Below are 13,835 nucleotides of genomic sequence, written 5' to 3'. Positions count from 1 at the left end.
ATTAGCGGCTTTTTTTGTTTTATCGGTACAAGTTCTTGTCCCGATTGCCGATTAGATAAGCATTTAATTACATTTAACTGCTCTAGCTTATTAAGCTAACGGGCAGATTTCTTTAATGGAAGGGGTAAATCTGATTATAATTATTTTCTCGCTATATGCACTTCTATACCTGTGATATTGTGAAACTAAGCTTGCAGATTATACACAAGAGCAAAGGGGAGAGTAAATGAGAACCAGTAATGCTTCACGCACAGTGGCAAAATTAAACGATTACATGGATGCACTAGCGAATCGGGGGTATTTCAACGGGGCAGTCTTGGTAGCCGAAGGGAATAAGATATTGCTGCGAAAGGGATATGGCATGGCGAATTTTGAGCACGACGTACCCAACACCCCACAAACCAAGTTTCGTATCGGTTCTCTTACAAAAGGGTTTACCGCTATGGCGGTGTTGCAGTTGCAAGAGCAGGGAAAGCTTCGCATTGATGATCCTATCCAAATTTACATACCAGATTATCCGAATGGCGACATCATTACGATCCACCATTTATTGACGAACACTTCAGGAATACCTGATTATCCAAGTTTCCCAAATTATTGGAAAGAAACGATGAGGCTGTATGCTACTATAGAACAAACCATTGGTTCGTTTAAGGATAAACCACTTCAGTTTCCCCCAGGAGAAGGATTCAGTTACACCAGTTCGTCTTATATTTTGCTTGGTTTCATTATCGAGAAGACATCGGGGATATCTTACGAACGATATATATCTGAACACATCTGCAAGCCATTAAATTTAGTGAATACAGGATGTGAAGACGGAAGAACACTCCTGAAACAATTTGCGTCAGGGTACTCCATATGCAAAGGAATCATTCCAACCGAGTATGTCGACATGTGCCTACATGTGGGAGCAGGTGTGATGTACTCAACGATCGATGATCTTTATCTTTGGGATCGGGCGTTATATAGGGATGATTTGATTGGAAAACATGTGCGTGATCAATTATTTGGGAATATGACCTCACCTGTCGGGAGCTATGGCTGGGTTGTAACGGAGCAATCCATTAATAATAAGCCAAGAAAGCGTGTCTGGCATAACGGAACGATGAATGGGTTTTATGTGGAGTTTAATCGTTATATCGATGAGGAAATCGCTATTATCGTGCTGAGCAATATCAACCTCACGCCCATAGACATTATAAGTCAATGTTTAGCCAAGATCGTGATGGGAGAAGACGTTGCCCAGCCCGGAGCTATACAGCCGTTAGATATAGCCCCAAATACACTTGAAAAGTATGCGGGAATATACAGTACCGCGGAAGGAAATATAGATTCATTGCAAGCAGATCAATTGACCGAGGCTTTAGATCAACTGACTATTATCAATACGCCACGGTTTGCAGTCGGGTTGTTTTACGACACATTCTACCGTTTCGGCATTGACCCCAGATCCACCGTAGTTGTGACCTTTGAGGATAACAGACTCTATCTGTTCATGCAAAAAAATGAAGGGGCATGGTTTAAATACGAGCTAATTCCGGTTTCTCAACAAACGAATACACTAAAATGTGTTACCGCGCACATTGACGAACAACTTGAATTTCACACAGACCCCGATGGATATTTGCGATTCATACATTTCGATCCAGCTGGAAATCGAATCGATGCTGTAAAATTAACTGCTGAGATTAGTTAATGGCCGACTCTTTAGTTATTAAGCTAACGGGAAACGTTAGCTCAATAGAAGACAAGAGAAGGCAGCCGTTTACGAGATCGGCTGCTTTTGTTCAACTAACGGTCAGGATAGTTGAATAACAGGACATTATGGGATAATCATGATCTTGCCTGATAGAGGTGAATTGACAAGTCCAACATATGGTACAATAGAAAAGGATGTAATTTGCATTTATATCAAATATGGGGAATGAATTATGACAATCATTGAAGCAAGTTATTTTTGGCAAGGTACTAAAATTAGACTAAGGGCAACTCAAAGAAGTGATTGGGAACAATGGAAATTGGAAAGCACCGATAGTGAAGCAATTCGGTTAATGGAATGGGGTATCGAACTTCCTAAGAATGATATAGACGTTGCCGAAGTGTCGGATAAGTATGATAATTTCAAAGACAATTATAGAAAGATGTTTGCTATCGAAACGCTATCAAATAATCAGTTAGTTGGACTCATTAACTTAAATTCATTAGACCACAAAAATGGAGTGTTTAGTTTTGGCTTGGGAGTGCACAGAGGTTATAGGAACAATGGATACGCATCAGAAGCAACAAGAATTATTATGCGATATGGCTTCTATGAATTACGGATGCAAAAATGCAATTCCAGCTGTGTTGAAATAAACGAAGCATCACTTAAATTCCATAAAAATCTCGGATTCATTGAAGAAGGACGAAGAAGACGAATTATTTATATGGGTGGGAAATTTTATGATAATATTTTGTTGGGGATAACAAGAGAAGAATTTGATGAAATAGAAAGTAAGTATAGCAAGATTAAACACCAATAAAAGAGAAGTTCTATCCAAAGAAAACCTCTCCATTCTCAGGAGTGGCTTTGTCTTTATATACTGATGTATATTTTATGGTCAAACTGTACTTTGTGTTTAGATACAATTAAAATTCATTTATAATATCAAAGTCTTGTCTTCCTCACAAACTGCTTGGTGATGTGTCGGGGCAAAAACATGGTCCCAAAGAATGTCGCTAATTTAGCGGCTTTTTTGTTTTATCGGTACAAGTTCTTGTCCCGAGTCGAGGACAAGAACATGAGCCGATTACCGATTAGATAATCATCTAACTATGTTCCCATGCAATTTCATTAAGCTAACGGGCAGGAAAGCGTAACATATTGCAACTTCTAGACCGCAAAGGTTTAGTAGCGGTGCTAACTTGATATTCAAAAAGAGAAAGATGTTTAAGTATCGTATCCGAACTTTTTCGGGAAAAGCAATCCATGAGAAATCTGTTCACATGTCTCAAGCTAAAATATAGTTCGTGAACAACGAGAAATGCAACTGCGGAAGGATAACCAAGTAGTGGAAATAAAGAAAAATAATTTGAGACTTATCTTCGCGGGACTGATGCTGGGCTTGTTTATTGCGTCCGTCTACAATACCTGGTACATTCAGCATTTCTCGCGCTAACGTCGTACAATCAGACAGACGGATAGTATTGAAAAAACTAAAGGAGAATGAAAATGAGAAAAGTAGTTGTATCTGAGTTTGTATCGCTGGATGGTGTCATGGAGAATCCGCAGTGGACGATCCAATTCCGTAGTGAGGAAACAAAGCAATTCAAGTTCGATGAACTGAAAGCAAGCGACGCTCTTCTGCTTGGACGCGAAACGTATGTTAATTTTGCAGCGGCTTGGCCTAATTTGATCGAGCAGGAAGGGGAATATGGCCGGATGATGAACAGTTACCCCAAGCACGTGATTTCAACAACCCTGGAAAAAGTGGAATGGAACAATTCATCGCTGATCAAGGGCAATATAACGGAGGAAATATCCAAGCTGAAGCAGCAGCCTGGTAAGGATATTTTGGTATTTGGCAGCTGCGCGCTCGTTCAAACGCTGATGCAGCTTGACCTCATCGACGAATATCGGCTCATGGTTTTCCCAGTTATGCTTGGAAACGGAAAACGTCTCTTTGGAGAAGGGATCGATAAGAAGGTGCTGAAACTGGCGGAAACAAAGACATTCGGTTCAGGTGTCGTTGTTCTGACTTATCTTCCGGCGAGATAAGATTGATCAGTCAACTACGAGCTTGAGGGAAAACCGTCTTTCGGCAACATGGCGTGATGCTAGAAGAAGCTTAACAGATAGAAAAATCATGTTCATTGGTTTTGAATTTGTTCTACTTGGATTTATCTTTTCAACGATTGTAGATTTTCAAAGTCATTATCCAAGCTTAATTTGCATTACAATTCTACTTGGAATGGCTAATGGCTATAAGCTGTATTGGTTCGTATGGCGACTTCTCTTTTGTTTATTGAACTAACGGGAAACGTTAGTTCAATAGAAGACAAGAAGGCAGCCATTAACGAGATTGGCTGCCTTTGTTGAGCTAACAACAAAATCCTTCATGAGTGGTATTCTGGATATCATCATTTCCATAAGGGTGCCAGAAAGGTGGATGTGTTCTCTCAATTTAATGTTTATTCAACAAGGGTTACATATGTAGGTCTAGCAGCTGCTATCGATCCTTCCCAAAGAGTTGATTGATAACCTTACTTCTGTCTTAACTCCTCATTCGTTACCATCCCATTTACCACGGCTAGGATCATTCTGGTGGATACAAGACAAGAATGTAAAAAACTCTGAAATTGGCTCGGACCTTCCTAAAGGGAGTTATCAAATTCTTGGAGCTTCAGGATGTTCATGTACTGTTATACCTAGACATAAAGCCGTGGTGGTGAGAATGACAAATAGTCTTTGGACATTTGGAGGGAAAAATGGATTTGATTATATTTCAGATATCCAAAGGTTCGGTAACCTTGCTTGTTCCGCTTTAAATCAATACTCGAATGTCACTCAATAGCTTAATGTAAAAGAGGAAGGCGGCGTTTGTCGTGATTGGCTGACTTTGTTGAGCTAACGGGCAGGAAAGTTCAAGATGGCAGAGGAATAAATATACAATTGTTATTTTCATAAGGAGGTCGTAATATGCCATTTCCAACGCATATAGTAGCCACTGGTGGATTTGTAGAAGATGGGCAAGGAAATATACTTTTAGTAAAAACTCGTGACGGTGGTTGGGTTTACCCTGGTGGACAAGTGGAAGTTGGAGAAAATCTGATAGATGGTTTGATCCGTGAAATCAAAGAGGAAAGCGGAATTGATGTATCTGTTGGCAGTTTAGTTGGTGTCTATTCGAATACAGGGATACAGAAATGGTATGACGGCGTGACTGATGTTCCTACACAAGTTGGATTTGATTTCGTATGTCAGCCTATTGGTGGGGAATTATTATCTTTCTCTGAAGAAACAACCGACAGCCGTTGGGTAGCGAAGGATAGAGTTCTCGATTTGATTACACAGCCAAGTGTTCGCTTTCGCTATCAGGCTTATTTGGAGTTTAACGGAGCCGTAAACTATGCGGACTACGTAAATAAGCCCGAGTTTACAATCAAACATCAAACATGTATTTCGAAGTAGATTGGTGCTAAGCTAACGGGCAGGATTGCGTGGCTCAAGGGCGAATAGAATAAGCAAAAAACTGCTTTTATCTAAATCAGAAGTGGAAGGATGAGCTGAGCAGTATGAGCCTATCGGCAACAATCAGCAATTTGGAAAACGGCAAACATCAGCACATCGTCGTTTATGGAACCAGTCTAACTGAAGGCGGCGCTTGGGTCAGTGGATTAAAGGAGATTCTGGATCGCCGGTTTCCGGGGCAAGTTAAGTTGACCAACAGCGCCAAAGCTGCACAATGGTCAGGCTGGGCACTTGAAAACTTGGAGGAACGTGTAATCGCTTTCGCTCCCGACGCCGTTTTTCTGGAATTCGCTATAAATGACTCGTATTTGCCTTATCAGATGAGTGTTGCGAAATGCGGTGAAAACCTGAATGCTCTTATCGATCGAATTCATGCTGCCAACAAGAATTGCGAAATTCTGTTGATGACCATGAATCCACCGGTTCAGGAACACCTAGAAATTCGTCCTCTGATTGAGCAATATTATCAGGTGTATAGAGATACGGCTCGCAAGCGCGGACTTTTACTCATAGATCATTACCCGGTTTGGCGGAAAATTTTAGACGAAAACCCCGCCGAATTCAACCGTCTTATTCCGGATGGAATTCACCCTTCGGACGAGGGCTCGACTAAAATAACGCTTGCCGAAATCGTTAAGACCTGGTTGTAGCAACATGAGGTACTAATCATTGGAATAGAATTCATTACGTTAACGGGTAACGATAGCTTAATAAAACCAATATCAGTTAACCAATATAATTGTCCGTATCAGGATGAACAAAGCAAGGAAGCAATCCAATCTATGTTTTCATTTACACCTCAGAAAATTGCAATGTTAGTCAAGAGCAAACCAGATGATGAGAATAAACAACTCCAAAAATCGGTTGATCTATAATCCAACGGGTTTTTATTTTTTAATAAAACGATGATGGAAGAAAACTAAGAGGAAAAAGGGCAGTTACGGCAAAGGGTACAAGTTCTTGCCCTGTCGGAGGTAAAAACATTGCCTCATTGAAAGTCGCTATTAAAGCGGCTTTTTTGTTTTATCGGTACAAGTTCTTGTCCCGAGTCGAGGACAAGAACTTGTACCGAATGCCGTAAAGGACAAGAACATGAGCCGTTTATCGATTAGATTAGTATCTAACTAAGCTTCCACTATTTCATTAAGCTAACGTGCAGGATTGCTCAATGCAATCATAGAATAACTAATATCGGATTTGATGTTAGGAGGGCATACATCACTATCGCTATTATCCAGGCGATGATTTATTATCCATGTACGATTCCCGGTTGATGGCGCTACATTTTGATAATAACTGAAGTTATGCTCAACACGGGTTACCCTGTGGTACCATTGGTTGGTCTACAACCGTGAAAAAAACTGCGGAAACGGGTTATTCAGGCGAGACTGCAATAATTGACCATGAATTGGGATTATGAGGATCGGCTAAAGAGTTTTTACATAAAGCGTTTGAGCGAGCAAAAAGGCTGGAAGTATTACGCTAACGGGAAACGTTAGTTCAAGAAGACAAGAAGGCAGCCGTTAACGATATCGGCTCCCTTTGTTGAGCTGACGAGCAATCGGGAAGGATACTGAAGCTTGCAAAAGAGGTGAATTATGATTCGAGGAGTAATTATCGAAGGGTTGTCTACTGCAGGAAAAACAATGGTATTTTCTGCAATAAAGAGATTACATAGTCAAATACACAATGCTGAAAAAACGATAATTGCAATAAGTGAACACTATACGCAAGTCTTGCATTCATACCAAGGCATATTAAGAGCGATGGAAAAGGAAGAACATATTCGGCTTTTAAATCGTCAAGTTGATTATATTGAGGAACAATACAATTGGATTAATTCACTTGGTCATACTAAACCGTCAAACGGCGTATTTTATCTTTTAGAGAGGTTCCACATAAATCATAGAGCAGCATTTATTAATTCTGCAGAAATTGAGTCGATGGAAGAACGTCTATCAAGGCTGAACGCACATTGTGTACTCTTAACCTTGTCCAAAGATACAGTAGAGTCCAGATTTATTGAAAGTCGAAGCGAAGCTTGGAAATCATATGTGATGAAAAACCACTCTACGGTAACGGAAGCATGTGAAAAGTACTTGGAGGATCAGGAAAAACTTCGCAAATGTGCGAAACAATCATTAATTCCTACAGTAGAGATAAACACAGACAAAGAAGACTGGGATTCTTATGCAAAACAAATACTCATGGAAATAAACTACAGGGAATTGTCAGACGACAAGAAGATTTAGACATTCAAAGCCGCAACTTATACGGCTTTTTTATTTCATATGACACCAATGTCGAGGGACAAGAACATGTTCCGATAACTAATAATGAATTCAGATTGGTGTTAGGTGTCGCGGGCAGCTATTCTTCAATATAGTAAAAATGGTGGTTTTGCTAACAAAGGTAAGGAAGTGGCTTTGATAATCATTACGAAATGGAAGCTACTTTTGAACACAAACTAAAGACCAAGTAATAAAGTCGCTAGGTAGCGGCTTTATTTTTTTATTTTTTTTTACTGGTCTGGCTACTTTCTGATTACTCGATAAACTGACAGGCATTTATAATTTTGAGAACAAAATCAAAGAGTATAGCAACAATCACAAAAAATATAGGGAAAGGGAGTGGTACTTTTATGTTCGTACAAGATAAACCAAACCTAACGAATTTAGAAATACAATACAGATAATATGAGAAAGATCATTCATTCGCCAAAAACTAACATTATCTCACAATAAAAAGCATGTACAATTGCATAATTATGGTATAAGTTAAATATCAAAGAAACATTTTTTACATAATATAATATTTATACCCATATTAGGAGGGCAACTCATGAGAAGAATTTTCGCTTTAAGCTGCGGATTCTATCTATTAATCGGCATAACCAGCGTTGTACTCGGTGCTCTTTTACCTGTTTTATTGACACATTATGAGCGTGGTTATAGTGATGGCGGGTTTTTGTTGTTTTTGCAGTTCCTCGGTTTTCTTGTCGGGGTGCTCGTTGCTCCTTCCATGACTGCTCGCATCGGCAGAAAATCCATGTTAACCATCGCACTGATCTGTATTGTGGCCGCCTATACCATTCTCGGATTTTTGCCATCCTGGACAGTTGTTCTTCTTCTAACCATTATTGTCGGGTTCGGGTCTGGCATCATTGAGCCCTCCGTTGGTGCGTTTACGATAGAATTTACGGAAAATCAGAAAGCAGTCGCAATGTCCAAGCTTGATGTGTTTTTTGCCCTTGGAGCACTTCTCATTCCGGCAGTCGCTGCCTTATACATATGGCTGGATCTTTGGCATCTTACGTTTTATACCGTTTCCGCATTGTCCCTGGTTCTCATGTTGTTGTGGGTGACCATGCCTTTCTCCGCCGCTTGTTATCTGAAAAAAGCTGGTGATAATACAGTTGGACATGCAACGGACAGGTACTCTAGAAAACATCTGGGGCTGCTCACGATCTTCGTCATCTTTTTCTTCGTATACATGGGTCTGGAATTAGGCCTGATGAACTTCCTGCCTTCTATTCTGGTCGAACGATTGTGGTTACAGGAATCTGTCGCTTCACTCAGCGTATCCATCCTATGGATTGCAATGATCATCGGCCGTCTTTTTTCCGGAAAAATTGCCGAGGCGGTCAACTACATGCCTTTCCTGATCTGGAGTACGGTAGGTACACTTCTGTTCGTCGTTGCCATGGTGTTCGTAACAGGCCAATGGGCAACATACCTGCTAATCTTTGGAACCGGATTGTTCATGTCGGGACTGTTCTGTATCGCACTGGTCTATGCCAACATACTGATCCCGGGCATGACTGAGCGCACAACCAGCATCCTGATTGCATCAGGCGGTATCGGTGGCGCCATCCTGCAGTATGCAACCGGATGGAGCATGAGTGCTTGGCCTGTAGTGAACACGATCTGGATATTGGCCGCATTTTGTCTGATTCTGCTCCTCACTCTCGTGCTCTCTCATCTCTGGAACGTAAGGAACAGCACCGTAAGTCGAACTCTCGCATATCAGAGTAAAGAGATTTAAACGTTGCTTCTTGAGAGGGGTGATGCCTGCGTAATCCGGAATTTTCGATCTTCGTTTGGTCTAGACCATTACATTTATGGAGGGAATCGTATGCAAACTTTAACCAAAAACCGTTTCAGAACCGGAAAAGGGATTAAGTTGATTGACGATGCAGGCGTTGAATATCTGGATGGCGTATCCGGGACGTTCAATCTGTCACTGGGCTACAATCACCCGTATGTCGTGAGTAAAATTCAGGAACAAGTCGGCAATCTGACACATATGTCTTCCTCCTTCACAGAACCGTATGTGGATGAAGTGCTCGATCATCTGATTGAATATGCCCCAAACGATATTAATGCCGGATGGATGCGGGATATTACAGGTTCAACCGCAAATGAATGTGCTACCAAAATTGCACAGAAATATACGGAATCCACAGACATAATCAGCTTGTATCTGTCCCATCATGGACAGACCCAATTTGCAACCGGGATTTCGGGAAATGCCTTCCGGCGGAAACGGTTTCCAAATTCGGCTGTTGCCAACTCCGTTCATGTACCGGCACCATACTGCTATCGTTGCCCTTTCAAATCTTCAAGCGGAGACTGCGGATATCAATGTGTTGAAGCTATCTCTGATGCCATAGAATATGCGAGTTCCGGCTCAGTCGCCTGCATGATCATTGAACCGATCCTCGGGAATGGCGGCAATATCGTTCCTCCTGCAGGTTATTTCAAACGCCTGCGTAAACTGTGTGATGAGTACAACATCATTCTCATAGCCGACGAAGTGCAGACGGGGATCGGACGTACCGGGTACATGTTCGCCAGCGAATTGTTCGATATCCAACCTGACATGATTACCCTTGCCAAAGGTCTCGGCGGAATTGGTGTACCTGTTGCTGCGGTATTGATGCAATCCAGATTGAATGTACTGGAAAAGCATGAGCATTCCTTCACCTCAGGAAGCAATCTGATTTCTGTAACCGCTGCCAAATCTACCCTGGAGGTTGTAGCCGCACCAGGATTCCTGGATGATGTGAAACGCAAAGGTGAAATTTTAGGTGGATTACTGCAAGATTTGACCATGAAATATCCAAGCATCGGTGAAACTCGCGGAGTCGGGCTGATGTGGGGATTAGAAATGGTAGGTGACCGTAATGAACCGGATACGGATAAAACCAATGCCATTATCGACCGAGCCTTCACGGATGAGCATCTGATTTTAAGAGGATCACGTTACGGCTTCGGGAACGTAGTTAAAGTCAGACCATCGCTTACCACAACAGAAGACGAGTTGGTTGAAATTGTAGAGCGACTGGATTCGGTGCTTGCCAGCGTTCATTAGTACGTAATCCAAATTACATTCGGACACTAAGCTTACAAAACAATCTTTCGATCGCTGTTATCCCCAGATTTTTTTGATTCCTTTTTACAGGGGAAAGTTCGGTGATAAAGGCGAACGCTTCGCTGCTCCATGTTTGTTCTATTTTCTTCGTTATTGTGTGATCTGAATATAAATTCATATTTTTATAAGGAGGTTTTATCATGTTAGCATTGGTATACAAATCGGCATGGGATGTAGCGCTTGAGGAACGGCCTGTTCCTGAAATCGCAAGAGACAATCAGGTGTTGGTTCGGATCCGGGCAACGGGCGTATGCGGTACCGACCTCGGTATTGTCAGCGGTAAATATCATGCAGTTCCTTCCGTCATTCTCGGTCATGAGTCTGCTGGGGAAGTTATTGCCGTGGGCCCTGCTGTAACGACACTGCAACCGGGCGACCGGGTTGTCATCGATCCTACCTATTATTGCGGGCAATGCGACATGTGCAGAACAGGGAGACAAAATCACTGCACACATAAGTCGGTTACGGAGACAGGTGTGAGTGCTGACGGTACATTTACGGATTATTATGTAACCGAGGATCGCTTTTTGTATAAATTGAAGGACCATGTGAGCTATGAAGAAGCGACCCTGACTGAACCGCTGAGCTGTATGCTTACGGGCATTAATCAGATCCGCCTGCTGCCGAATTTTAGAACGATTATCCTCGGCGCAGGCCCCATTGGCATTCTATACAGCTACGCCCTCGCTTCCAAAGGCGTCACTGGCTGTCTCGTCGACATCTCCGAAGAACGTCTGGCTATTGCTGGTTCGATTGCACCAGAGCGCTGGGAGGTTCATTCATCCTTTGAAAATGCAATAGAGTCGCTGGCACCCACAACCAATCAGGTTGATATGATTGTGGATACGACAGGCGTCGTGGGCACACAAGTGCTTTCGCAACTCGCCAGCGGCGGTTATCTCATGCTGGTCGGTCTGAGAGATGGAAACACATCGTTCAATCCCAAGGAAGTCGTGGACCGCAGCCTGAAAATTATTGGCTCCATCGACTCCCTGGGCACATTCGCAACAGCCCATTATATGATTGAGCAACAGATTATCCCGGCGAAAAAAATTATCACCCACTCTTTCCCGTTGGAGGATTACGAAGAGGCGTTCCGCACGCTCGGCTGCGATATTCAGGGGCGCACACTTCAAGCTTCTTCACATGCCATCAAAGTAGTGCTGCAATCCGGCGGCTCCAGTATCTAAAGCAGCAAGTTAACCATGATTGAGATAAATTAGAGATAATTGCTTACAGAATCCTGGAGGAGGAATACAACATGGTAGCAAACAAGGAGTTTGACGGGCTGGGAGAGTCGAAGGATGGCAGCATTCAGGCGGTCATTTTTGACATGGACGGCGTACTGATTGACAGCGAACCGATTTATTTCGAGATTGAGCGCAGCTCTTTTGCCCATTTTGGCGCAAAAATGACGGAGGTGGAACATCACACCTATGTCGGAGTTACGTTGGAGTCGATGTGGCGGAAAGTGTTGGACAAGCACCAGTTGACGGCTACCGTAGAAGAAGCCCTCGCCTACCATCAACATAATGTGATGCAGACGATGCTGGCTCACCCGGAGCTGACGGCCATGCCTTCCGTGGAACGCTGGTTAAGCTGGCTGCATGAGCAGCACATTCCAATAGCCGTTGCTTCTTCCTCACCACGTGCACTGATCGATCTGATCATGGACAAGACCGGACTTGGAAAATACTTCGAGGTCCGAATGACAGGTGAGGAAGTCGAGAGCGGCAAGCCGGCTCCGGATATTTTCCTGACTACAGCTGAAATGATTGGAGTGTCCCCTTCAAACTGTCTTGTCATTGAAGATTCGCGCAATGGCGTTCAGGCCGCCAAAAGTGCAGGCATGCGCTGCATTGGATACTTTAATCCGGGATCAGGTGACCAGGACTTATCCAAAGCAGATCTTCAGATTTCCAGTTATGATGAATTATGGACGCTGAAAGATACACTTCCGTTGGAAGGCAGATCGCCAAGCTTGTCGGAGATAAACTAAGACGAGACTATGAATACTATGAAAAGTGGATCAAAGACTTAAATAACAAAATACGAAAATTAAACTATCATCGAGACTCGACCAGTCTAATTGACCGGGTTAGGCAGCTAGAGATTGCCAAGTGGGGTAGGGCAAAAGAGTAAAAAATCATGAAATATAATCGATATACTCGTTAAAGTTGAGTTCAATTTATATCATTCATAAACACTTTTCAGAGGAAGCACCTCTTAATAAGGCATAAGCCCTTTATTAAGAGGTGCTTTTTTGGATGGAAAAGGAGAGAATCTGATGAAACATTACACTAGAGTTATGATACTCGGTACTGTTCTCATGTTAGTATTTCAGTCTGTAGGTATCTCTTTTACCCTAATTGCATTTGGAGAAGAAGCGACTGTCGCCAATTTGGTCATTGAATATGGAACATCGGATTACATTTTGGTGGGGGAGGAGAGGCAACTGAAGGCAGTACGTTCTTATGAAGATGGCCGTGTTGAGGATGTGACTGCGTTAAGTAACTGGTTCTCCAGTGACGAGACAATGATATATCATCCTGGTGTATTACTTGGGAAATCCCCAGAGGAAGTTACAGCAGAGGTATACGATGAAACCAGTTCGACTTCGTTAAGCATCGTTGATTATCAGACGCTTGAGGCACAAGTTACGAATAATATGTAACCAGGGTGATTCTACTCAAATCACGGCACAGTCGGTCCTAAATGATTTATATTGAAGACGTTGTGCCTAGGGCTACCTTTGACTCGCAAGATCCAACGATGGTCTCTATTATTATGTAGTATTATTCATTCTTTCATTAAACTAACGGGAAACAATAGTTCAAAACAGCACAACAGCAGCCAGCAAGTTAATGGCTGCTGTTGTTGTTGTGCTAACGGGCAGGATAATTTAAACTAAGGAACAAAAAAATACAGAACGGTTATATTACAATAATAAACGATTGAAATCAGTAAATCGAAGCAGCATATTTTAGACAATACGAGTCTCATAATTCCCGATATTCCTTTTACAAATACATATTCGGAACATTGTTTTTTAGAGGAATGGAGGGGTTATGCGGGGCGGAGGGCTATGGCAGGTTGCCAATTGGTAACTTGTTGTAGCCCTCTTTGGTGTTCTCGTTCAACAGCTGGCAAGTTAGCCGAGAGGGGGAAC

Annotated in this window: 11 protein-coding genes; all 11 read left to right on the top strand. The window is 42.4% G+C overall.

Features of this window, described 5'->3' with window-relative positions; all coding sequences use genetic code 11:
* The first annotated feature begins 226 nt into the window (after positions 1-226).
* The 11 genes from ACOZB4_RS02335 (at position 227) to ACOZB4_RS02285 (ending at position 13,340) form a co-directional block, all read left to right on the top strand.
* Positions 227-1,699 carry a serine hydrolase domain-containing protein gene (locus tag ACOZB4_RS02335; protein ID WP_379416556.1) on the top strand — a complete coding sequence of 491 codons (1,473 nt, stop codon included), beginning with the start codon at positions 227-229 and terminating at the stop codon, positions 1,697-1,699.
* A gap of 235 nt (positions 1,700-1,934) precedes the next feature.
* Positions 1,935-2,525, top strand: a complete 591-nt coding sequence (locus ACOZB4_RS02330; RefSeq protein WP_379416554.1) for a GNAT family N-acetyltransferase — start codon at positions 1,935-1,937, stop codon at positions 2,523-2,525.
* Positions 2,526-3,214: 689 nt separating this feature from the next.
* Entirely contained in the window at positions 3,215-3,760 is a 546-nt protein-coding gene (locus ACOZB4_RS02325; protein ID WP_379416552.1) for a dihydrofolate reductase family protein, read from the top strand.
* Between the two features lie 921 nt (positions 3,761-4,681).
* The gene (locus ACOZB4_RS02320) at positions 4,682-5,173 is read left to right on the top strand and encodes an NUDIX hydrolase (protein WP_379416550.1); all 492 of its coding nucleotides are present in this window, start codon (positions 4,682-4,684) and stop codon (positions 5,171-5,173) included.
* A gap of 104 nt (positions 5,174-5,277) precedes the next feature.
* Positions 5,278-5,883 carry an SGNH/GDSL hydrolase family protein gene (locus ACOZB4_RS02315; RefSeq protein ID WP_379416548.1) on the top strand — a complete coding sequence of 202 codons (606 nt, stop codon included), beginning with the start codon at positions 5,278-5,280 and terminating at the stop codon, positions 5,881-5,883.
* Between the two features lie 948 nt (positions 5,884-6,831).
* The gene (locus tag ACOZB4_RS02310; protein ID WP_379405603.1) at positions 6,832-7,485 is read left to right on the top strand and encodes a hypothetical protein; all 654 of its coding nucleotides are present in this window, start codon (positions 6,832-6,834) and stop codon (positions 7,483-7,485) included.
* A gap of 589 nt (positions 7,486-8,074) precedes the next feature.
* A complete protein-coding gene (locus ACOZB4_RS02305; protein WP_379405601.1) occupies positions 8,075-9,277 on the top strand; it encodes an MFS transporter in 1,203 nt (400 codons plus the stop codon).
* Positions 9,278-9,367: 90 nt separating this feature from the next.
* Entirely contained in the window at positions 9,368-10,606 is a 1,239-nt protein-coding gene (locus tag ACOZB4_RS02300; RefSeq protein ID WP_379405599.1) for an aspartate aminotransferase family protein, read from the top strand.
* Positions 10,607-10,806: 200 nt separating this feature from the next.
* Positions 10,807-11,856 (top strand): zinc-dependent alcohol dehydrogenase, encoded by a 1,050-nt coding sequence (locus tag ACOZB4_RS02295; protein ID WP_379405597.1) that lies wholly within the window; start codon positions 10,807-10,809, stop codon positions 11,854-11,856.
* Between the two features lie 71 nt (positions 11,857-11,927).
* On the top strand, positions 11,928-12,665 hold the full coding sequence (locus ACOZB4_RS02290; RefSeq protein ID WP_379405595.1) for an HAD family hydrolase: 738 nt from the start codon (positions 11,928-11,930) through the stop codon (positions 12,663-12,665).
* Between the two features lie 288 nt (positions 12,666-12,953).
* Positions 12,954-13,340 carry a hypothetical protein gene (locus tag ACOZB4_RS02285; RefSeq protein ID WP_379405593.1) on the top strand — a complete coding sequence of 129 codons (387 nt, stop codon included), beginning with the start codon at positions 12,954-12,956 and terminating at the stop codon, positions 13,338-13,340.
* Positions 13,341-13,835: the final 495 nt, after the last annotated feature.

It is taken from the genome of Paenibacillus sp. NPDC058898 (assembly GCF_049316025.1).
Lineage (GTDB): Bacteria > Bacillota > Bacilli > Paenibacillales > Paenibacillaceae > Paenibacillus_AQ.
The sequence above is the reverse complement of the archived record's forward strand: the minus strand, read 5'-3'. Positions and strand labels throughout refer to the sequence as shown.